This window comes from Bacillus sp. PPSBB_11, from assembly GCF_038023285.1.
In the GTDB taxonomy this organism is placed as follows: domain Bacteria; phylum Bacillota; class Bacilli; order Bacillales; family Bacillaceae; genus Bacillus; species Bacillus altitudinis.
The window spans coordinates 1,807,915-1,830,278 of record NZ_CP150633.1; the positions used below are offsets into that span (position 1 = coordinate 1,807,915).

Annotated in this window: 10 protein-coding genes and 1 riboswitch; of the genes, 7 read left to right on the forward strand and 3 right to left on the reverse strand. The window is 43.5% G+C overall.

Annotated features, from left to right (window positions below; translation table 11 throughout):
- Nucleotide 1 precedes the first annotated feature (1 nt).
- The 3 genes from comJ to V7L95_RS09060 form a co-directional block, all read right to left on the reverse strand.
- Entirely contained in the window at nucleotides 2-388 is a 387-nt protein-coding gene (comJ, locus tag V7L95_RS09050; protein ID WP_081114847.1) for a competence protein ComJ, read from the reverse strand.
- A gap of 137 nt (nucleotides 389-525) precedes the next feature.
- Nucleotides 526-2,223: a methyl-accepting chemotaxis protein gene (locus V7L95_RS09055; RefSeq protein ID WP_099496297.1), complete on the reverse strand. Its 1,698-nt coding sequence runs from the start codon at nucleotides 2,221-2,223 to the stop codon at nucleotides 526-528.
- 126 nt (nucleotides 2,224-2,349) lie between these two features.
- On the reverse strand, nucleotides 2,350-2,778 hold the full coding sequence (locus tag V7L95_RS09060; protein ID WP_007498233.1) for a NucA/NucB deoxyribonuclease domain-containing protein: 429 nt from the start codon (nucleotides 2,776-2,778) through the stop codon (nucleotides 2,350-2,352).
- Nucleotides 2,779-3,144: 366 nt separating this feature from the next.
- On the opposite strand from V7L95_RS09060, the gene V7L95_RS09065 reads away from it, so the two are divergent.
- The 7 genes from V7L95_RS09065 (at nucleotide 3,145) to V7L95_RS09095 (ending at nucleotide 22,358) form a co-directional block, all read left to right on the forward strand.
- Nucleotides 3,145-5,214: a hydantoinase/oxoprolinase family protein gene (locus V7L95_RS09065; protein WP_050826929.1), complete on the forward strand. Its 2,070-nt coding sequence runs from the start codon at nucleotides 3,145-3,147 to the stop codon at nucleotides 5,212-5,214.
- Nucleotides 5,204-7,189: a hydantoinase B/oxoprolinase family protein gene (locus tag V7L95_RS09070; RefSeq protein ID WP_340968938.1), complete on the forward strand. Its 1,986-nt coding sequence runs from the start codon at nucleotides 5,204-5,206 to the stop codon at nucleotides 7,187-7,189. Before V7L95_RS09065 ends, V7L95_RS09070 begins: the two co-directional genes overlap by 11 nt.
- Nucleotides 7,186-8,271, forward strand: coding sequence for an ABC transporter substrate-binding protein (locus V7L95_RS09075; protein WP_017358546.1), 1,086 nt, complete (start codon nucleotides 7,186-7,188; stop codon nucleotides 8,269-8,271). The genes V7L95_RS09070 and V7L95_RS09075 overlap by 4 nt, the downstream gene beginning before the upstream one ends.
- A gap of 8 nt (nucleotides 8,272-8,279) precedes the next feature.
- Nucleotides 8,280-9,368 carry an ABC transporter ATP-binding protein gene (locus V7L95_RS09080; protein ID WP_017366594.1) on the forward strand — a complete coding sequence of 363 codons (1,089 nt, stop codon included), beginning with the start codon at nucleotides 8,280-8,282 and terminating at the stop codon, nucleotides 9,366-9,368.
- Entirely contained in the window at nucleotides 9,368-10,237 is an 870-nt protein-coding gene (locus V7L95_RS09085) for an ABC transporter permease (protein WP_008347830.1), read from the forward strand. The genes V7L95_RS09080 and V7L95_RS09085 overlap by 1 nt, the downstream gene beginning before the upstream one ends.
- A complete protein-coding gene (locus V7L95_RS09090) occupies nucleotides 10,230-11,033 on the forward strand; it encodes an ABC transporter permease (protein ID WP_008347828.1) in 804 nt (267 codons plus the stop codon). Before V7L95_RS09085 ends, V7L95_RS09090 begins: the two co-directional genes overlap by 8 nt.
- A gap of 368 nt (nucleotides 11,034-11,401) precedes the next feature.
- A riboswitch (cyclic di-GMP riboswitch) is annotated at nucleotides 11,402-11,495 on the forward strand.
- A 147-nt stretch (nucleotides 11,496-11,642) separates the two neighbouring features.
- A complete protein-coding gene (locus tag V7L95_RS09095) occupies nucleotides 11,643-22,358 on the forward strand; it encodes an amino acid adenylation domain-containing protein (protein ID WP_340968942.1) in 10,716 nt (3,571 codons plus the stop codon).
- The last annotated feature ends 6 nt before the right edge of the window (nucleotides 22,359-22,364 follow it).

Here is a 22,364-nt window from a genome sequence, read left to right on the forward strand (position 1 = left end):
TCTAAGCAGTCTGAAAATCAAAATAATAGAGATCTTGATCAGGGTGCTCAGATATATAGCAGGTGAGCTGATAGTCTCCTTTTGGAATGGAGAAAGACAGTATCTGTGCCATGACGCTTGTTAGATAAACATGATCACTTGAATGAGTAAATGGCACTGTGATGACTCTATCAACGGATGATGGAGGCTCATGGCTGTTTAATGTCACGATAATAGAAGCCTTTCCGTTATTGATGCCTTCAAAAGAAATACCTCGATCCCCAGTTGCGAATCCTTGAAGAATATCGTCATCTGTCCAATCAATCACAGGTGGCGTCGCGCTTCCAGTGTATACGGTGATTTGGTGATAGGAGATAGATAGGGGATACATTTGATTTAAATCATTCATATAGATAAACTCCTTTATTCATAAAATTTGTCCAGCTCGCGATCATGTTGAAAAGTGAATGTTTGAAAGTAAGATAATTGAAGAGAATGTTAGGCAGCAAGACGATTGTCGCCGTCTTGCGCTACTGTATGAGGGATCTAGATGTGAAATTGTGAAACCATTTCTTTTAGGTCTCCTGCTAAATGGGCAAGAGCCTCTGATGAAGCTGTTACTTCTTCCATTGCTGCAAATTGTTCTTCTGTTAAACCTGCTACTTGTTGTGAATGTTCACTCGTCAGTTTAACGCCTTCTGTGATAGAGGCAAAGGTCTGCTTCGCATCATTTGTATAAGCTGCGATTTTTTGGGATGCATCCGATAAATGTTTAATGCCATCTGCCATTTCCTTCATTGACTGCTGAATGTCAATAAATGAATCCTCTGTATGAGAAATAAGAACAGCCCCTTGAGCCGCTTCCTCTCGTACTCGTTTAATGGCACTCGTCGAATGATTCATCTCTTTTTGTATTTCGGAAATGAGATGTGAAATCATGTTGGATGAGGTTTGCGATTCTTCTGCGAGCTTCCTCACTTCGTCTGCCACAACGGCAAAACCTTTTCCGTGTTCACCTGCGCGTGCTGCCTCAATGGCCGCATTAAGAGCAAGTAGATTAGTTTGGTTAGCGATATCTGTAATCACTTTGGAAATTTGATCAATCTCGGCTGAACGTGTTTCTAGCGCTTGAATTGCTGAACCGTTCTCTTCAATTGATTTTGCAATAGATGTCATTTGTGAATTGACTTCACCGATATTTTGTACACCTTTTTGGGCCATTTCTTGTGCGGACTGGCTTCTTGTTGCCATTTGTCCCGCATTTTCAGTGATGTTTACTAGCTCGTTAGATACTTGTCTCATCGTGTGCTCACTAGCTGTCATTTGGGCTGATTGCTGTTCAGACGATTGAGCGACTTCTTGAATGGTATGGGTAATCTTCTCTGATGCTGCACTCGTTTCTTCTGCGCTAGCTGACAGCTCCTCAGAAGAGGTGGCTACTAATTCAGATGTTTTGATCACATTTAAAATGGTTTGATTTAATTTCTCACGCATCTTATTAAAGTGACCTGCCAGCTCAGAAAGTTCATCGCCTGTGTGATCTGTCACGTTGATGGTTAAATTTCCTTCGCCTGCACTCTTAATAGCAGATGCCATATGTTTGAGACGTGTCTGAATCCGCTTTGTGAAAATAGAAATAATGATAACAGAAACAATTAAACTTAACAGTAGAACCGTGACAAATTGAATAAAGAAAGACTGAAGCATTTGTGAAATCATGCTTTGATTTGCACCGGTATAGAAAATACCAATCGTTTCCCCTGTATCATTTTTGATGGGCATATAAGCCGTTTGGTAGTCTTTCCCGGCAACATTGGCTGTTCCGTAATAATTCTCGCCTTTATCCAAAACAGCGGCCTTTACTTCAGGTGAGACTTCGGTTCCTACAGCTCGTTTCCCGTTTAACATGACATTTGTGGCAACACGGGTATTTCCTTGGAAAATCGTGATTGTATCACCAGTATATTCGGCTAATTGATCAACCAATGTGTCATGGTTATTGATTTGAGTATTTCCTTTGTAAAGCTTGCCATCTTTTATCTGCCACGAGCCAGCAACCTTTTCAGTTAGGTAAGCGTATCCTAGCTTTAGATCGCCTTTTGCTTTTTCGGTGGCCATTTGCTTAATGTTCTCTGTCATTTCGCGGTTCACTACATAACCAACCACTGCTGAAAATACGATGAGGACACTTAAAAAGATCAGCATTATTTTGGCGCCAAGCCTCAGTTTTCCTTTTTTCTTCATGCTTTTTACTCCTTTAGGTATAAGGTAGGGTATCCCTCCTTAAAGATTATCGGCATGAAAAAAATGTTTGATATACGTGAATGCACTTACACAGAAATTTTTGTTATGAAAAAAGGAAAGATCGTGCTACTCGATAATAAATTGGATTCTTGTGCCATCAGGATCATCTGATAATTGATGACTTACCCAAGAGCCTGCCCCCCTATTATCCGAAGGACGTACATATTTGACAGAAGCCCCTGCTCCACCTTCTTTACACATCGCCATTGGCCATTCATCACGATCATAACCACGCTTTGTTGGAATGCCATGAAGTGATTTGTCTCTTTGCTCATCACTATTTTTTCGATCAATGGTGCAAATGGAAGAATGACCTTCGTCAATAGCTTCTTCTATGTGCTTCGCGGTTTCTGGATATCGATCTGATGGAAAGTGAATGGTTTTGTCATAAGAAGAGTTTGTCGTCTCTTGTTTATGTTGCCCTAGTTGGACATAGCCTGTCGCTATACCAATGACAATCAATAAAAGCAAGAGAATGGTTTTAAGAAGTTTCATAGATGCTAGCTCTCTTTCTCTTTAGCGTATTTTGTAAACAGAAGTATAGCAGAATTACTTACCAATTTCTCCTCGTTTTGAAAAAACGTCTTTTAAAGTTCGAAAAACGTTTTTTACCTGTTTATGCTCTTTTCCTCGTTGTACAAACTCATAAAAATTTAATTTTGCTGCTCAAAAAACATATATGCTGATGCAAAATGGCTTTATGATTGGTTTTTAGGCTAATTTCAAGATTTTAACACACAGAAATTTCAAAAAAATAAAATTGACTAGACCGATATGCTTTAATAATATGGAGTCAAATATCAAAAAATGTCGTAATTTATCAAAATATGATTCCAATTACATTGCAGGAGGGAAGTACAAATGGCGGATGTCTCTTATCGGCTCGGAATAGACATAGGTGGAACATTTACTGATTTATCGCTGATGAATGAAGCGACAGGGGAGCTGACTGAACTCAAGACACCTACAGTGACAGATGACCCAGCTCAAGGAATTATCAATGGGCTGAAACTTCTAAAAGAAAGAGGTGTCGATTTATCCAAAATACAATATCTCGTACACGGGATGACAATCGGTCTTAATACATTATTGCAGAGAAAGGGAGCAGATTTAGCCCTTTTTGTAACGGAAGGTTTTCAAGACATTTTGTCATTACAGCGTTTACGTCTACCCATTCCTTATGACTTCAATTCTCAATTGCCAGAACCATTGATACCACGAAAACATGTATATCCAATCTCTGAAAGGCTCATACACGATGGTTCGATCAAAAAACCTCTCCAACTGCAGCAATTAGATGATGCTGTCCAGCAGGTCATGTCTAAAAAACTAGCAGGCATTGTCATTTCTTTTTTACATAGTTATCAGAATCCAGTTCATGAATTACAAGCTAAAGCCTATATTCATCACCATTACCCACAATTAGAAGTCCTGACGTCTTCTGAATTATGGCCACAAATGAGGGAATATGAGCGGACAGTGATGTCTGTTGTCAATTTGTACATTCAACCAAAGGTCAAACAATATTTACAAACATTGAAAAGCCGCTTGAAAGAAGAAGGTGTACCAATTTCTCCATACATTACCCAATCAAATGGTGGTTTAATGGATGCAGAAAGTGCAGCTACTTCACCCGTTAAAACACTTTTTTCTGGCCCGGCAGCTGGTGTAATTGGTGCAGCAAGAATTGCAACTTCTGCAAATGAACCCAATTTAATTACGTTTGATGTTGGTGGCACAAGTGCAGATATCTCGATCATTCAAAATGGGCAGCCTACAATGGCTCAATCGAATCAGCTTTCAGGATTTCCGATCATTCTTCCATCTGTTGCAATGTATTCGATAGGGGCTGGCGGAGGTTCTGTTGCATGGCTTGATCAAGGCGGGCTTCTTAAAGCAGGACCGGAATCAGTTGGCTCGCAGCCTGGACCTGCTTCGTATGGAAGGGGAAAAAAAGCTGCTTTAACCGATGCATTTCTCATATGCGGTTACCTCAATCAAGAACGGTTTGCCGGAGGACATTTACAATTGCAGCGGTCTGCAGCGGAAATAGCCTTTCAGCCAATTGCTGATCAGCTTCATAAAACGGTCGAACAGGCGGCTGACCAGTTGATTCAAGTGGCTGTTGCCAATATGTACACAGAACTAAGCAATGTCATGGAGCAGCAAGGGTTTGATCCTAGAGATTTTAGTTTGTTGGCATTTGGCGGGGCAGGACCTGTTGTCGCGAATTTCCTTGCGAGAGAAATTCATGCGAAAAATGTGGTCGTCCCTCCAAGTCCAGGAACATTATGTGCGCTAGGTGCACTTACAGCCGATTTTATCCATGATGCTGTGTTGTCTAAGAAAATCTGCTTACAAGACTATACGATGGACGAATTAAAACAAGATTATGAAATGCTTTCACGCAAAGCAACGGATTGGTTCAGCCAGCAAAACATTCAACATATCAAACAAACGTCCATTTTGTTATTAGCAGATGCCCGCTATCAAGGGCAGGCATTTGAGATTGAATTGCCATTATCGGTGGATTGGCTAAAGCAGGAACAAGACGTCTATCACCTGATTGAAGCTTTCCACAACCTGCATGAGCGTCAATATGGCCATAGAGATGATCAGGCGAACATTGAATTTACTCATTTGCGAGTTCGGGTTATAGGTGAAACACCTCCACTGCCTTTCTCTCCTGTTGATGAAAGCAGCGGACAGCCTTTAATACCACAATCATACAGACGAATCTTTATAGAAGAAAAAGAGTACGAAGCATCTGTTTACAATCGGAGTAATTTGTCATTAGGTGCTGTTGTGAAAGGACCTGCCATCATTGAGCAAGATGATACGACAACATTGATTTTGCCAAAATGGGCAGGCAGCATAGACCATTCAGGAAACTTGGTGATTTCAAGGGAGGCGGCTTTACATGGGAACTGATCCAGCAAAGCTTGAGATGATGAGGAGTTATTTTAATGCGATTGCATCAGGCATGGGACATGTCATTGAGCGGACATCCTTTACAACATTCGTAAAAGAATCGGCGGATTTTGCCACAGCATTAGCCACGCCTTCTGGAGATTTCTTTGTTTACCCAAAAACAGTCGGTGTCACGATCTTTTTAGGGCTGAGTCTCAAAAAAGCGATTGAAGAAAGCGGACCGATGCAGCCGGGTGACATTATCATCACAAATGATCCTTATACGACAGACGGTTTAGCGACTCATTTGCCAGATGTTCATATCATCAAACCTATTTTTATAGAAGATGAAATTGTCAGTTATGCCTGGTCTTTTGTTCATGTAAGTGATGTGGGAGGTCTTGTCCCTTCAAGCATTTCTCCAACTGCAACAGATGTTCATCAGGAAGGATTAAGAATTCCGCCAGTGAAAATCTATGAAGGTGGAAAAGAGAATCAGGTTGTTCGTACCTTTTTAAGAGCTAATAGCCGGGCGAGTCATTTAAATGATGGCGATATTAATGCGATGATTGCCGCTGTTAATACAGCAGAAATCAGATTAAAAGAAATGATCGAGAAATTTGGAAAAAACGAAGTGAAGCAAGGAATGATTGATCTGCTGAAGCAAGCAGAGGATCGCGCAGGAAAAGTCATTGAAGCCATCCCTGATGGAACGAGTGAATTCGCTGATTACTTGGATGATGATATGATTTCGGACGTGCCGATCCGATTAAAGATCAAGCTGACGGTCAAAGGGAAACAGCTGACACTGGACTTCTCTGAGTGTGACCCGCAAGTTAAGACAGCTTTTAATCTTGTCACCAATGGTCAAAAGCACTCCTTCTTATATCAAGGATTGATCAATTACATTATTAGTAAAGATCCTTTTATTCCGATTAATGGTGGGATTACGTATCCGATAGACGTGATTTCACCTAAAGGAACGCTTGTCCATCCAGAATATCCGGCTTCTGTCGGTATTCGGCATTCCATTACAATGAGATTGTATAATGTCGTGCTAGGTGCTATTGGTAAGCTGTTGCCTGAAGCAGTGCCGGCGGCAGGTGCAGGGCAATCCGCTATCGTCGTTCTCTCTGTTCCTGATGATCAAACAGGAGGCAGAAAAATGTCTGTGGTCGAACCGTTAGGCGGAGGCGGCGGTGCTCAAAAAGGGACTGATGGAGTAGATGGAATTGATCATTCGTCAGGATTTTTAAAAAATACACCCATTGAGAGCTTGGAACAGCATATTGATATTCATGTACACCGATATGAACTGCTGCCAAACACAGGTGGAGCAGGGGAACATAGAGGGGGACATGCAATTGGTTTAGAATTTGAAATGATCAAGCCAGAATCGATGGTGACGGCACGAGGAATGGAACGAATGAAGTTTCAACCTTGGGGGTTAATGGGCGGACGTGCAGGAGCAATTGGTGAGGTGAAATTGACCAAACCAAATGGGGAGACACAAAACCAGCCGAAAATTGATGTCATGCGTCTTGAAAAAGGCGATATTGTTCAATTGGTTTCACCAAGTGGAGGAGGATGGGGGAATCCATTTTCTAGAACGAAAGAAAAAGTCCTTCATGAAGTGGAAGCAGGGCTATTAAGTGAAGAAAGAGCACTTCAGCAATATGGCGTCAAAGTCTATCGATATCATAATGAATGGAAAATTGATGACGAGCAGACGAGCAGGCTTCGTGAAAAGATGAATGATGCTGATGCTGTCGCTTGGGATTTTGGAAAACAAAGAGCAGCTTATGAGAAAGTGTGGACGGACGAAGCCAGCAGTGAGCTTGCTGTGCAGCTTCGTTCATACCCAGCAAATGAGCGTACGCACTATAAACATGCGGTTCATTCTCATTTTAGTCATAGACAGGAACCGTTAACAAAGATGGATATTATTCAAGCACTTCGTCAGTTGAATCAACAAAAAGGGGGAAATGAATCATGAAAAGAAGAGTAATCGCCATATTTGCAGGTGTCCTATCCGTCATGTTACTGCTGTCTGCATGCGGTGGAAATGGGCAGGATCAAAGTAAACAGCAGCAGACTGTGATCGTTGGTGTCTACGGAGGGGATTGGGAAAAGAATATTAAGCCAATCCTCGAAAAGTTTGAAAAGGATACAGGCATTAAAGTACAAACGGTCTCTGGGGCAGATTCTGAATGGTTTACAAAATTAAAAGCATCTAATGGTAAAAATCCACCGTATGATTTGCTTATTTTACAGCCTGATACGATTCAAAGAGGTATTGCGGCAAACGTTCTTGCGCCTATTGATGAAGATCAAGCGCCAAATGTGAAAAAGCTTTATCGTTCTGTTCAAAAGAAACTCACTGTTGATGGAAAACAATATGCAGCAGGCTTTAGTATGGGACAGCTTGGAATTGCTTATAGAAAAGATCTTGTCAAACAGGAGCCAAACAGCTGGACAGATTTATGGAGCGATCAGCTGAAAGGGAAAGTGGCGATTTCTTCCCCAACTTATTCAGCGGGCTTACAATTTTTCTCTGCACTTGTCCATGCTCAAGGAGGGACAGAATCAAATCCTAAGGATATTGATAAAGCATTTAAAAGCCTCGCACAATTAAAAGGGCGTGTAGCTGCTTTTCCTGATAACCCAGGGTCTATTCAAACGCTGTTAGAACGTGGTGACGTGACGGCAGTTCCATATTGGGATGGCCGAGCATTTGCACTTGAAGAAGAAGGGATGGATATTGGATTCTCATATCCGAAAGAAGGCGCTGTGGCAGCAGTTGCGAGCTGGGCGTTAACAAAGGGAAGTCAGCATGAGGAAGCGGCTTATAAGCTATTAAACTACCTTAGTGGGAAAGAAGCTCAAGAAGCCTTCTCAGAAAAATCTTACTACGGTATGTCGAATTCTGATGTGAAATACGGAGACAAGATTAAAGGGAAAGTGAAGGTTGGCGAAAATTATTATAGCAAGCTGACTTGGGTAGATTATGAAACAGCGACTTCAGAGCTCGGTCAATGGACGAATCGATGGAATGAAGTATTAGGCGGAGGAAAATAGGTGATCGCATGAGTGGAATCAATTTAGAACATATCAGCCAGCATTTCGGCGAACAGATTGCTCTTGATGATGTCAGTCTTACGGTAAAAGAGGGAGAGTTTTTCTCCCTTCTTGGCCCTAGTGGCTGCGGAAAATCAACTTTACTCAATATCATTGGCGGTTTTTTAGAACCGACAAAAGGAGTCGTCTATATTGGTGATCATGATGTGACGACTTTACCTCCTTATCAAAGGAAAACGGGGATGGTCTTTCAAAGCTATGCACTTTTCCCACATCTCACCGTATTTGATAATGTTGCATATGGGTTGAAGGTTCAAAAGAAAAAGAAGGCGGAAATCAAGCAAAAGGTGATGGAGAGTTTGTCTCTTGTTCAATTAGAGTCATTTGCCAAACGTATGCCGCACCAATTAAGTGGTGGTCAGCAGCAACGGGTCGCAATTGCACGTGCACTTGCTATCCAGCCTGCCGTTCTCCTTCTGGATGAACCACTTAGTAACCTAGATGCAAAGCTAAGAAAAAATATGCAGACGGAGCTGCGAAATATTCAACGGAATGTCGGAATTACGACTATTCTTGTGACGCATGATCAGGAGGAAGCCTTAAGTCTTTCCGACCGAATTGGGATATTAGGTGAGGGGAAAATTCAGCAGATTGGGACACCTTTAGAAGTATATCGTCAGCCAAATAATCGTTTTGTTGCTGAATTTATCGGACAGGTCAATCTATTTGAAGCGAAGTATGATGAAGTTACTTCCACATACACTGTTCCACATTTCATTCAATCAAACGGGAAGCAAGTTCAGCTAAAAGCCGCATTTAAAGAGAAGAGCGAGAAGCATTTACTCATGCTGCGTCCTGAGAGAATCAAGTTATCTTCTGGCGGGGAGGAAGTTCAGCCAAATCATGTCACAGGCGTGTTGGCAGATGTCAGTTATATTGGGCACTCTTTACGTTTGGTCGTTGGGCTTAATCAAGGTGAAATCATTGTCCATGCATCAGACGCAGCATTTCCCGAGCTGCCTCGAGTTGGAGAAACTGTGCATATTCATTGGCAGCCTGAAGATATTGTGTTCTTAGATTCGAAGGTGCATGCGTGATGCGAATCAAAAAAAAGAATCAGCGCTTTCATTGGTTTATGCTGCTGCCAGCTTGTTTGTTTCTAGTTGTATTCCTTCTTGCTCCGCTTGTGATGATGTTTGTCCTCAGTTTTCGTGATGTGGATTCGATGATGAATACGTTACAATCCTATAGTTTGTCTCAATATTTACATGTATTTACGACAGATGCATATGTGAAAGCAATTGGAAGTACTGTGTGGGTGGCCTTACAGACAACGGTGATTTGTTTATTGATGGCATATCCAGCAGCTTATGTGCTAGTGAAAGCACCTCACCCAAGATTGCGGGCTTTTTTCTATATCTTACTTGTATCGCCGCTTTTGACGAGTGTCGTCATTCGGACATTTGCATGGATCGTTCTTCTTTCTCAAAATGGCTTGATCAATGGCATGCTGATCGATTTACATCTGATTGAGAAACCGCTATCGATGCTGTGGAATATGAATGCGGTCATTATTGCTTATGTTCAAGTGATGCTGCCTTTTGCAGTGCTGCCTATTGCAACGAGCTTAACTGATATGGACCGTCACTTAAGACCGGCTTCTATGAGTCTTGGTGCTGGTCGTATTCGGACATTTTTTCATGTGACCTTGCCGCTTACGATTCCAGGCATGATCACCGGAGCAATTATTGTCTTCTCACTTGCAGCAGGAAGTTATATTACTCCTCTGCTAGTCGGCGGACGGATGCAACCGCTCTTGCCACTGTCCATTTATCAGCAGGTCATGCAGGTGTATAATTTGCCTCTTGCCGCTGCGATGTCCTTTACTTTATTGATTTGTGTGCTAGCGGTCGTCAGTCTATTAAGCTATCTATTGAAGCGTTGGGAGGCGAGGATGCATGCGTAAAAAATCAATAAGTGACCGTTTGCTTTCGGTTCTGATATGGACCGCAGGCTCACTCGTTTATCTCTTTTTAACCGTACCTGTTCTTGTCATTGTTCTTTCTGCTTTTAGTCCGAATGCTTTTCCTGAATTCCCGCCGACTTCGTTTTCCGTTCGCTGGTTTCATGAGGTCGTGTCGAATCCAGAATGGATGGAATCTTTGCGTATCAGCGTGATTCTGTTATTGATTGTGACGCCGCTTACTGTTCTTTTAGGAACGATGGCTTCTTATGCTTTAGCAAGGCTTTCCTTTAAGGGAAAGGAAGCTGTTCAAGCCTTTATTTTGTCACCTCTTATGATTCCTCAGGTGGTATTAGGGATTGCGATGCTGTATTTGTTTACGGCTATGGGTTTTACAGGGTCTTTGTGGGCATTAGTCATTGGGCATGTCATCATTGGTTTTCCTTATGTGGTACGAACCGTGGGTGTCAGTGTTTCAAATCTTGATCCACGTCTTGAGCTAGCTTCCATGAATCTTGGTGCAGGGCCCATACGTACTTTCTTTCGTGTGACACTGCCCTTGATCAAGCCTGGTATTATCGCAGGTGGGGTGTTTTCTGCTGTGACATCATTTGGTGAAATCTCGATTAGTTTGTTCGTTTCTTCACCTCAAACCATTACGATTCCCGTGAGGACGTTTAATTACATTGAGCAAACTTTTGATCCGAGTGTCAATGCGATATCTGTCATATTTATTATCATTTCTATCATTGCGTTGCTCATTATTGAGAAAACGATTGGTCTGTCTAAGGTGATGTAAATATAATGAAGAAACAAGGAGCTGTCATTTGAAATGACAGCTCTTTTTGTATTGTTTTTTATGGTAAAAATATTCAAAGTTTTATGGAATGTAGTTCTTAAGGTTTAAGAAAATGCGAGGCGTGATAGGAGACCTCTCTCCTACATTTTCGGTCATATTTGAAAAATTTAAGGAAAAACATGAAATTTTTGCGGTAATTGGTCATTTATTTTCGGTGGAACGCAACTATTATTAGTTATTTTCGGTAAATATCGTAAATTATGATGTGATCCCTTCGGCATAACGCATGAATCTTTACACCCATTTTTCGGTGAAAAAAACAATAATTTCATATAAAGTGGACGTAAATAGAAAATATCTAAAAGAAAAGAAGAAAAAGGCAAATCTATGGAAACATAGAGACGCAAAGCCATGTCCTAAGGTAAAAGTTTCCTTTTTTGCTATGGTCGGCAGGTTACCGAATCAAAATGGGAGTCCCTCCGTTTTATTCGGGGTGGGCTCCTTTTCTGTTATTCCGTCTATTTTAATGAAATAGACTTGGTTCTTTTGATATAGAGGGTGCAGGGTATCACAGTTGGTGGAGAAAACATAGAAGAGCGGAGGATGAGAATGAGTACAGTTTATTACCCCTTAACACATGCGCAAAAGCGAGTATTCTACACGGAAAGATTTTATCCAGGCACAAGTATTTCTAATTTGGGTGGGTTTGCCAAGTTAAGATCGGTATCAGGTCTAAATCCTTCTTTGATCGTGGATGTGCTTCAAGCGTACATTCGTGAAACTGATTCTCTTCGTTTAAGGCTAGTGTATCAACATGAGCAGGAGGAGCCCGTTCAATATATCAAGCCATATGAAAAACAGCCGATTCGTTTGGTGAAAGGCTGGAGTGAAAAGGAAGTCAGGGCGTGGGCGAACGAGGAGATTCGTGAGCCGATGGAACTGATTGATCGTTCCTTAATTGAATTTACGGTCTTTCAAATCAGTGATCAAGAGTGCTGGCTGTTCTGTAAAGCACATCATATTGTGGCTGATGGTATTTCAATTATCTTGATGGGAAACCGAATCATTGATCTATACCATGACATGCTGCAGGGGACAGACATCTCCCCAATTGAAGACATTTCCTTCGTTGATCACATCATGAGTGAGCAAACGTATGAATCTTCTAAACGTTTTCAGAAAGACCAAGCTTTTTGGAACGAGCAATTTGCCAATATTCCAGATTTCGCTTCTTTAACACCGCATAAAGGTTACGAGATGAGCTTACATGCGGAGAGATTTTCAGGGGATATTCCTGATTCTTTAAAGGAGAAGCTTCGAGTCTTTTGTGAAGAAGAGAAAGTCAGTATGCTTTCTATGTTTATGTCCGCTGTCTATATTTACTTGCACCGATTTAGCGGCATGGAGGATGTGGTCCTTGGAACTTTTATGGGCAATCGGACAAATGCAAAGGAAAAAAAGATGATTGGGATGTTTGTGTCGACCATTCCGATGCGCACATCTGTGCAAGGATCCCTCACGTTTCTGGATTTCGTGAAGCAGGTCATGGCGGATCAGATGAAGATCTTGCGTCATCAAAAATATCCTTACAATGTGCTCATGAATGATTTAAGGGAAAGAGATGGATTTACAGGACGCCTGTTTGATATTTCTTTAGAGTATCAGGTCATGCAGTGGCAGAAAAAAGAGAATCTTTCGTTCATTACGGAGCCGATTTTTAGTGGAAGCGGGATGAATGATATATCGATTCATGTGAAAGACCGCTGGGATACAGATACATTGACCATTGATTTGGATTACCGTACAGACCTATTTAGTGAAGCCGATATGAGTAAGCTGTTTGATCGATTGATTATTTTGCTGGAGGCGGCAGTCTCTCAGCCAGATCAGCTGATTGGGGCTCTCTCTTTACTGCCAGCAGATGAACAAAAGCAGCTGCTTCAATTATCTAAGGGAGAAGCATTTGATTTACCAGGAGCGAAACCAGTTCACCACTTATTTGATGAGGCAGCTAAAAAGTATTCAGAACGGGCAGCTGTGGTTGCGGAAAATGGAACGTTCACTTATGGAGAGCTGTATCAAAAAGCGGACAAACTGGCACGATTTTTACAGATGAAAGGTGTCTCGCGTGATGTACCAGTTGCCGTTTTAATGGAACGGACGGCAGATGCGATGGCTGCCATTTTTGGGATATTAAAAGCTGGCGGTGCATATGTACCGATCGATCAGGCATTACCTGAGGAACGCATTCAATTTATTGTAGAAGATTCTGGTGCTTCTATCGTTTTAACAGAAGAATCGTTTGTTCAGCGATATTCATCCTTTGCAGAAAAAATGATTGTCCAGCAGCATATGGAATTAGAAGATCGTCCGCTGCCTGAGCTGATCGATCAGACGACATCACAGGATTTGGCTTATCTCATTTATACATCGGGTACGACTGGAAAGCCGAAGGGAGTGATGATCGAGCATCTTCAGCTGCATCATTTGGTTCATGCCCTGCATCACGAAGTGTATGAGGGGGCAAATCAGCTTCAAGTGGCGCTTCTTGCACCGTTCCATTTCGATGCATCTGTTAAACAAATCTTTGCTGCTCTTTTATTTGGACATACGCTTCATATTGTGCCTAGAGAAACGACACGAAACGGTGTACAGCTAGCGACTTATTACAAAGAACAACAAATTGAAGCAACAGATGGAACGCCAGCACATGTGCAGCTTTTACTTGCAGCTGATTTGGACGGGCTTGCACTGACTCATATGCTGATTGGGGGAGAAGCACTCCCTGCGAAAGCAGCGCAGGCGCTGATTGAAGCTGTGCGTGTCAGCCAGCCGGATTTTGCCTTGTGGAATGTGTATGGTCCGACAGAAACGTGTGTGGATGCGGCGGTTCACCGTCTAGATCTCAGTGAGCTGCAGAAGTCACCAGAACAGCGCTATGTGTCAATTGGAAAGCCACTGGGCCATCACCGGATTTATATTTTAAATGAACATGAACAACTACAGGTGCAGGGAGCTGTGGGAGAACTATGCATTGCGGGAATAGGAGTTGGACGGGGCTATGTGAATCAGCCTGAATTGACGGAGAAGGCATTCAGACCAGATCCATTTTTTCCTGAAGACCGGATGTATCGCACAGGTGATGTAGTGAGATGGCTTCCAGACGGCACAATTGATTACCTTGGAAGAATAGATGACCAAGTGAAAATAAGAGGTTACCGCATCGAAACAGGTGAAATTGAGGCAGTCATGGAGCAGGTAGACGGAGTCGATCAGGCTGTCGTCCTTGTCGTGGATGAACCGGACGGTGGAAATGCTTTAAGTGCTTACTATCAAGCACGACAAGAATTTCTTTCCGTGGACACCCTGCAAGCCGCTATCAAACATCAGCTGCCAGCTTATATGATGCCGCTTTATTTCAAGCAGCTTGAGGCATTTCCACTAACAGTTAGCGGGAAAGTCGACCGGCGTGCGCTTGCTGCATTAAAAGGGGATAAGGCTGTCAGTGCTGTTTATGTAGCGCCTAGAAACGATGTAGAAACGAAGCTTGTTCGTTTGTGGGAAGACGTTCTTCATCAAGAGAGCATAGGTGTGTACGACTCATTCTTTGACCTAGGCGGGCATTCACTCAAAGCGATGAAAGTTCTTACACTCGTTCAGCGGGCTTTTCAAGTGGAGGTCCCTTTATCTGTTTTATTTGAACAGCAAACAATTGCAGCACTTGCTGTTTATATTGAACAAGCGGAAAAGTCTTCACAAGTGGTCATACCGAAAACACCGACTGCCGCCGATTATCCACTGTCACCAGCGCAGCAGCGTGTTTATATGGTGACTCAGCTGGAGCAGAGCATCGCCTATCATATGCCTGCCGTTGTGAAATTAAGAGGAACGCTGCAACGAGAGAAGTTGGAGGGAGCTTTTGAAAAATTGATCGCACGTCATGATATGCTGCGCACTTCTTTTCATACAGTCAAAGGAGTCCCTCGTCAGCGGGTAGCTTCATCCGTTCCATTTCAAATAGAACAGGTGACAGGCAGCACGATGGAAGAGAACATGCGTCAATTTGTCCGACCTTTTCAACTTGAGCAGGCTCCGCTTTTGCGTGTTGGGCTTCAGTCTTTACATGATCAGGAGCATCTTCTCTATTTCGATATGCATCATCTGATTTCAGATGGTCTTTCAATTGATTTGATGCTGCGTGAGCTGTCTGACGCATATGAGGGATTAGTGAAAGCGCCATTGAAGCTTCAATATCAAGATTATGCTGTTTGGCAAGAACAACAGGCAGAGCAATTCGGTCAAATAGATGAAGCATTCTGGCTGAAAGAATTTTCAGGAGATATCCCTGCTTTGCAGCTTCTAACTGATTATCAGCGTCCGGCTGTCCAGTCTTTCACTGGAGACCGCGTTCTCAGAAACATAGATGAGACGTTAACAGGCCGTTTGCAGGAGCTTGCAGCGAATCATCATACGACGCTGTATACCGTGTTGCTTTCTGCTTACTATACATTGCTTGCGAAATACACAGGTCAAAAGGAGTTTGTTGTGGGGACACCGACAGCAGGACGGGTGCATGCAGATTTGAATGACATGATCGGCATGTTTGTCCAAACACTTGCTTTACGTTCAGAGGTAGATCCGAACGGTTCAATGACGCAGTTGATTGAGCAAGTAAAGGAAAAGACGATGAGGGCGTTTGAGCATCAGCAATATCCATTCGAGCGGCTGCTTGAAAAGCTAAATGTGCAAAGAGATTTTAGCCGCCATCCATTATTTGATACGGTCTTTACTCTAACGCCAGATCATTCAACAGCCCAGCATATTGGAGAGATGAAAGTCGAAGTCGAGGAAACCAATTTCCATATTGCAAAGTTTGATCTCACACTTCAAGCGATGGAGTCAAGTCATGGTCTTTCCTTTGTTCTCGATTACAGTACGGCGTTATTTAAACGAAGTACTGCCGAGCAGATGCTCAAGCATTATGTTTATCTTCTGGAGCAGATGGTCGAAGTGCCGGAGCAAGCGATTCAATCATACCGCTTACTGTCTGAACAAGAGGCAGCGGCTCAATTGAAGATGTGGAACCCGTTACCTACGCCTTATCCTGCGGAAGAAACCATTGTGACGCAATTTGAATCACAAGTACAACAGCATGGTCATCAGCCTGCTTTGCAATGTAAAGATGAGGTTCTTTCTTATCAAGAGCTGAATCGCAGAGTGAACCAGCTGGCTCATTATTTACGTGAACATGGTTTTGAAAAAGGGATGACAGCGGCTTTATTCTTTGAACGTTCCAATGAGATGGTGTTGTCGGTTTTAGCTGTGCTAAAGGCTGGCGGTGTCTATGTGCCAATCGATCCTGACTTCCCTGATGAGCGCATCAAGCACTTTTTGACAGATAGTGGTGCACAGTTTGTCCTGACCCATCAGGTGCTGCGTCATCGCTCTGTGCTTACTGCGTTTGAAGGGAAAATCATAGAAACAGAAGATCGAGCCGTTGATCAGCAGTCAGAGAGCAATCCAGTTGTATGTGTTTCGCCTTTGGACTTGGCGAATTTAACCTATACATCTGGTACGACAGGCAAACCTAAAGGGAACATGGTGACGCACCGGAACATTTTGAGAACAGTGAAGCAGTCGAATTATCTCACCATTCATCATGAAGACACGGTGATGAGCCTTTCAAACTATGTATTTGATGCATTTATGTTTGATGTGTTTGGCGCTTTATTGAACGGAGCGAAACTCATTGTTTTGCCAAAGGATCACATTTTAAATATGAATGAGCTTTCTGGCGCGATTGAGAAGGAAAAAGTCAGTATTTTAATGATCACGACCGCTCTATTTCACTTACTGATTGATATGAAAAAAGGCAGCCTGAAAAACGTCAGAAAAGTGCTGTTTGGCGGGGAACGTGCTTCTGTGCCGCATGTTGTGGCAGCCCTTGAAACGGTTGGAGAAGACAAACTTATTCATATGTATGGACCTTCTGAAAGCACGATTTTTACAACGTATTATCCGGTGAATCACATTGAAGAACAAGCACTATCGATTCCGATCGGAAAGCCGGTGAGTCAAACGGCTGTTTATATTGTCGATGAGTTTGGACATGTGCAGCCGCCGGGAGTAGCTGGAGAGCTTTGTGTCGCAGGTGACGGACTGGTCAAGGGGTATTATCGCCAGCCAGAGTTAACGAGCGAAAAGTTTGTTGAAAATCCTTTCCGATCTGGTGAAGTCATGTACAAAACGGGCGATCTCGCACGATGGCTGTCAAATGGAGATATTGAATTCATTGGGCGAATCGATCATCAAGTCAAGATTCGAGGTCAGCGTATCGAGCTTGGCGAAATTGAACACCAGCTATTGCAGCATCCGCAAGTGAAGGAAGCCGTTGTCATTGCGTTATCAAATGATACATTGTGTGCATATTTCACAGCAGAAGGTGCTGTTCCGCTGTCGGATTTACGTGAGCAAGCAGGACGAGAACTCCCTGTTTATATGATGCCAGCTTTCTTCATGCAATTAGACGAGCTGCCACTAACGGGGAATGGCAAGGTAGATAGACGAGCATTACCGGTACCTGATGTAAGTGAGCAGGCTTCAAATGAATACGTCCCTCCTCAATCAGATACAGAGCGTATATTGGCACACATTTGGGAGGAAGTTCTTGAAGTTCCGAAAATCGGCAGACGTGATCATTTCTTTGAATGCGGTGGTCATTCACTGCGCGGCATGAAAATGCTGAACAGGCTCTATGAAGAGATGCATGTGGAATGTACTTTGAAAACATTATTTGAATCACCCACTTTAGAGGCGTTTGCCCTTGCGGTGGATCAAACAGATCGAACTGAAATCAGGCGAGTGGAAAAAGCGGAAGAAGCGGCTTTTTATCCTGTGACATCTGCTCAGAAAAGATTGTTTGTTCTGCAAAAAATGACAGATGCCGAGCAGAGCTATCATATGCCAGCTGCTTTAAAGCTTGAAGGTGTATTTGATGAAAAACGATTTAAAAAAGCCATTGACCAGCTTGTTCATCGCCATGAAGCATTCCGTACGAGTTTTGACTTCGTTCAGGGTGAACCTGTTCAACGAATTGAAACGAATGTTTCTGTGAACATTGAAAACATCGAAGGGGAAGGCCGAGACATTCAGCAATTAATGAATGATTTTATTCGTCCATTTGATGTAGAAAAAGCGCCGCTGCTCAGAGTGGGGCTTGTGTCTGAATCGGAGAGTGTTCATTATCTGTTGATTGATATGCACCACATCATTTCAGATGGTGCGTCTGTCGGTATTTTAATTGATGAGCTATCGATCTTGTATCGAGGAGACGAACTTGATGAATTGCCTATTCAATATAAGGATTATGCGGTCTGGTCAAACAGTGAAGAATCTCTTGTACAAAAAGAGGCTGAAGCGGTGTTTTGGTTGGAACAATTACAAGGAGAACTGCCTGTTTTGGCACTGCCTGAGGATCTTCCGAGACCAAAGGTTCAGACGTTTGAAGGGGGCCGCGTCGAATTCTCTATAGACGGTGCGCTTAAATCGCAATTGGATGAGCTGGTTAGATCACTCAACAGTACAACGTATACAGTGCTACTTGCTTGCTACAGTACGCTTTTAAGCAAGCTTTCGAGACAAGAAGACATCATGATCGGTTCTCCAGTGGTGGGCAGAACTCATCCTGATATTCAATCAGTCATCGGCATGTTTGTGAATACGCTGGCACTCAGAACAAAACCAGAAGGACATCAGACATTTTCTCAATTTGCGTCAACAGTTCATGAGCTTGTGTTAGCGGCAAATGAACATCAACTTTACCCATTTGAAGAATTGGTGGACCAAGTGCAAACGGTTCGCGACACAAGCCGCCATCCAATCTTTGATGTGGTGTTCTCGATGGAAAATGCAGATATTCGTGACCTATCGATGGATGGACTTCACATTGTTCCACAATCATTCAATGAGAACATAGCCAAATTTGACTTAACCTTAACTGGAAACGAATCTGACGATCAAATCGAGCTTGTGTTTGATTATAATTCTTCTATCTTTGAACGGTCGTCGATTGAGAAGTGGAAGGAGTATTTCCTTTACTTGATCGAACAAATGGTGTCAGCACCAGATCAATTATTAGATCAGATGCAATTATTATCACCAGCGCAGCAGCAAAAACTGCTTGATGAATGGTCAGGACCTATCCTAAATGTCCCGACAGATCAAACGGTTCATGCATTGATTGAGGCGAGGTCACAAGAAGTACCTGATCAAAAAGCCGCATCCTTCTGCGGGTCAAGCTGGACGTATGAAGAACTGAACAACCGAGCGAATACAGTCGCCGCAAGACTCATTTCCACCGGCACAAAATCGGGAGACCGCATCGGCATTCTCACACGTCCATCGCTCGAGATGACAGCCGCTGTTCTCGGTGTGCTCAAGGCAGGTGCGGCATTCGTGCCGATTGATGCCGATTATCCAGCGCAGCGCATTGCCTACATGCTGGAAGATGGCGGGGCAGAGGTCCTTCTGATTCAGAAAGAGCTCACTGCACCACCTTCTTTCACAGGTCATACCCTCTTCATAGAAGAGGCAGTAGAAGGAGAAGCACACGAGATTCAGGTTCCTGTCAAACCAACGGATCTCGCCTATATGATTTACACATCTGGAACGACTGGACAGCCGAAGGGTGTCATGGTCGAGCACCAGTCCCTTGTCAATCTCGCCTACTGGCACAATGATGCCTTCCAGGTGACGAAACAAGACCGAACCGCCAAATATGCCGGCTTTGGCTTTGATGCCTCCATTTGGGAGATGTTCCCGACGTGGATGGCCGGCGCAGAGCTCCATATCATCGACGAAGCGATTCGCCTCGATATGATCAAGCTCAATTCGTATTTTAATCACGAAGGCATCACCATTGCATTCCTGCCAACACAGCTATGTGAGCAGTTTATGTCGATGGACAATCATTCTCTCCGTTACTTACTGACAGGCGGGGACAAGCTAAAACAGGTGAAGCCCGTTCCATACAAACTCGTCAATAACTACGGCCCAACAGAAAATACGGTCGTGGCGACAAGCGGGATCATTGATCCAGATCAAGGCACGCTTCCTATCGGAACAGCGATTGCCAATACTCGTTTTTACATTATGGGTTCGTTATATGACCTCTCGCCGCAAGGCGTACCGGGTGAGCTCGTGATTGCGGGGAAAGGACTGGCAAGAGGCTACTGGAATCTCCCAGAGGAAACGGACAAACGGTTTGTCCCAGATCCGTTTTATCCAGGAGAGCGTATGTACCGTACAGGCGACTTGGTGAAATGGACCGAGGATGGCGAGCTGATTTATCTCGGTAGAAAAGACCATCAAGTGAACATCCGCGGCTTCCGGATTGAGCTGTCAGAAATTGAAGCACAGCTCCTTACGCTAAATGAAGTGAAAGAAGCCGTCGTGACAACGGCCAAAGACGCAAGTGATCAAGACGCTCTTGTCGCTTACGTCATCACAGATAAAGAAACGGATACGTTGAAAGAAAACTTAAAGCGCATCTTGCCAGAATATATGGTGCCATCATGGATCATCAAGCTAGACCAACTGCCGATGACGGCAAATGGAAAAGTAGATCTCAAAGCACTGCCAGCACCTGATGTGGAAGCGAATCAAACAGCATACGAAGCGCCAAGAGATGAAGTGGAAGCACTGCTTTGCGGCATTTGGGAAGATGTACTTGGCATCAGCCAAGTCGGTATTCACGACCACTTCTTCTTCCTTGGCGGAGATTCGATTAAAGGCATCCAAATGGCAAGCAGACTTACGCAAGAGGGCTGGAAGCTCGATATGAAGCTGCTTTTCCAATATCCAACGATTGCGGAGCTTCGCCCATATATCGAAGAAGCGGACCTTCTCACAGCCGATCAGTCAGCTGTCGAAGGAGAGGCCATTTTAACACCGATCCAGCGCTGGTTCTTTGAACGTAACTTCAGCAGCCAGCATCATTGGAATCAGTCCGTTATGCTCCATGCGGCAAATGGTTTGGATGAAGCGCTTGTCAAGCAAGTGCTCGAGCAGATGATGACCCATCATGATGCTTTGCGATTGGTTTATCCGATAGAAGAAGGACACATCATTCAGCGTCATCGTGGAGTAGACGAAAACGATGTAGCGGTGGACGTGATAGAAGTACAAGGAGAACGATCACAGCAAATCGAGCAGGTAGAAAAGCTGGCAAATGAAGTGCAGGCGAGTATTTCTTTAACAGAGGGACCATTAGTCAAACCTGCGATTTTCCGTACGGATCATGGAGATCACTTATTGCTCGTTGTACATCATCTTGTCATTGATGGTGTGTCATGGCGTATTTTCCTTGAAGACTTCATGGCTCTTTATGAGCAGGCGAAGCGTGGGGAAGAGCTGACACTTCCTGAAAAAACACATTCATTCCAAGCATATGCCCAGAAGTTGACGGAATATGCAGTGTCAGATGAGCTGCTGGCAGAAAGGGACTATTGGAAAAAGGTACTTGGGCATTTAACTGCACCTCTGCAAAAGGATCATGTTACAGAGGATCAAAGAATGCTGCATACAAAAACCATTCGCTTTACGCTGTCTGAGGAAGAAACACGCAGCCTACTGACAGAAGTACATGAGGCGTACCATACGGAAATCAATGACATTTTGCTAACCGCTTTAGGATTGACCCTGAAAGAGTGGACAGGAGAAGACAGACACTTTATTCACCTTGAAGGACATGGAAGGGAAGACATCCTTCCGGCGGTCAATGTGTCGCGGACCATCGGCTGGTTTACGAGCATGTATCCTGTGCTGCTTGATTTGTCGCATGCGGAGGATCTTTCGTATCAAATCAAGCTTTTGAAAGAAGAGCTCAGACACATTCCGAACAAGGGAATCGGCTATGGCGTTTTAAAATACTTAACGCCTGACAAAATGAAGGACGGTCTCGCATTTGATGTCACGCCAGATATCAGCTTTAACTATCTTGGTCAGTTTGATGAACAGATTGGCGGGGGTGAACTAAGTCGATCCACTTGGCAGGCAGGTCAATCGTTAAGTCCAGAATCAGAGAAACCTCATGCATTAGATATTGTTGGTTTCGTAGAACAGGGCATGTTCCATATGACGATGTCATATCACCAGCTTGAATTCGAAGAGCAAACGATGGAGCAGTTCAAGGACCTTTTAGAAAAGAACGTGAAGGCACTCATCTCACATTGTGTATCACAAGATGAAGCGCAAATTACGCCTAGTGATGTAGGTGACGATGACCTGACCATGGATGAACTTGAAAAGCTAATGGATATATTTTAAGCAAAC

Excerpts from the sequence above, each read along its gene's own strand:
- comJ (WP_081114847.1), bottom strand. The coding sequence starts at position 388 with ATGAATGATTTAAATCAAATGTATCCCCTATCTATCTCCTATCACCAA.
- V7L95_RS09090 (WP_008347828.1), top strand. The coding sequence starts at position 10,230 with ATGCGTAAAAAATCAATAAGTGACCGTTTGCTTTCGGTTCTGATATGG.
- V7L95_RS09075 (WP_017358546.1), top strand. The coding sequence starts at position 7,186 with ATGAAAAGAAGAGTAATCGCCATATTTGCAGGTGTCCTATCCGTCATG.
- V7L95_RS09065 (WP_050826929.1), top strand. The coding sequence starts at position 3,145 with ATGGCGGATGTCTCTTATCGGCTCGGAATAGACATAGGTGGAACATTT.
- V7L95_RS09095 (WP_340968942.1), top strand. The coding sequence starts at position 11,643 with ATGAGTACAGTTTATTACCCCTTAACACATGCGCAAAAGCGAGTATTC.
- V7L95_RS09070 (WP_340968938.1), top strand. The coding sequence starts at position 5,204 with ATGGGAACTGATCCAGCAAAGCTTGAGATGATGAGGAGTTATTTTAAT.
- V7L95_RS09085 (WP_008347830.1), top strand. The coding sequence starts at position 9,368 with ATGCGAATCAAAAAAAAGAATCAGCGCTTTCATTGGTTTATGCTGCTG.
- V7L95_RS09060 (WP_007498233.1), bottom strand. The coding sequence starts at position 2,778 with ATGAAACTTCTTAAAACCATTCTCTTGCTTTTATTGATTGTCATTGGT.
- V7L95_RS09055 (WP_099496297.1), bottom strand. The coding sequence starts at position 2,223 with ATGAAGAAAAAAGGAAAACTGAGGCTTGGCGCCAAAATAATGCTGATC.
- V7L95_RS09080 (WP_017366594.1), top strand. The coding sequence starts at position 8,280 with ATGAGTGGAATCAATTTAGAACATATCAGCCAGCATTTCGGCGAACAG.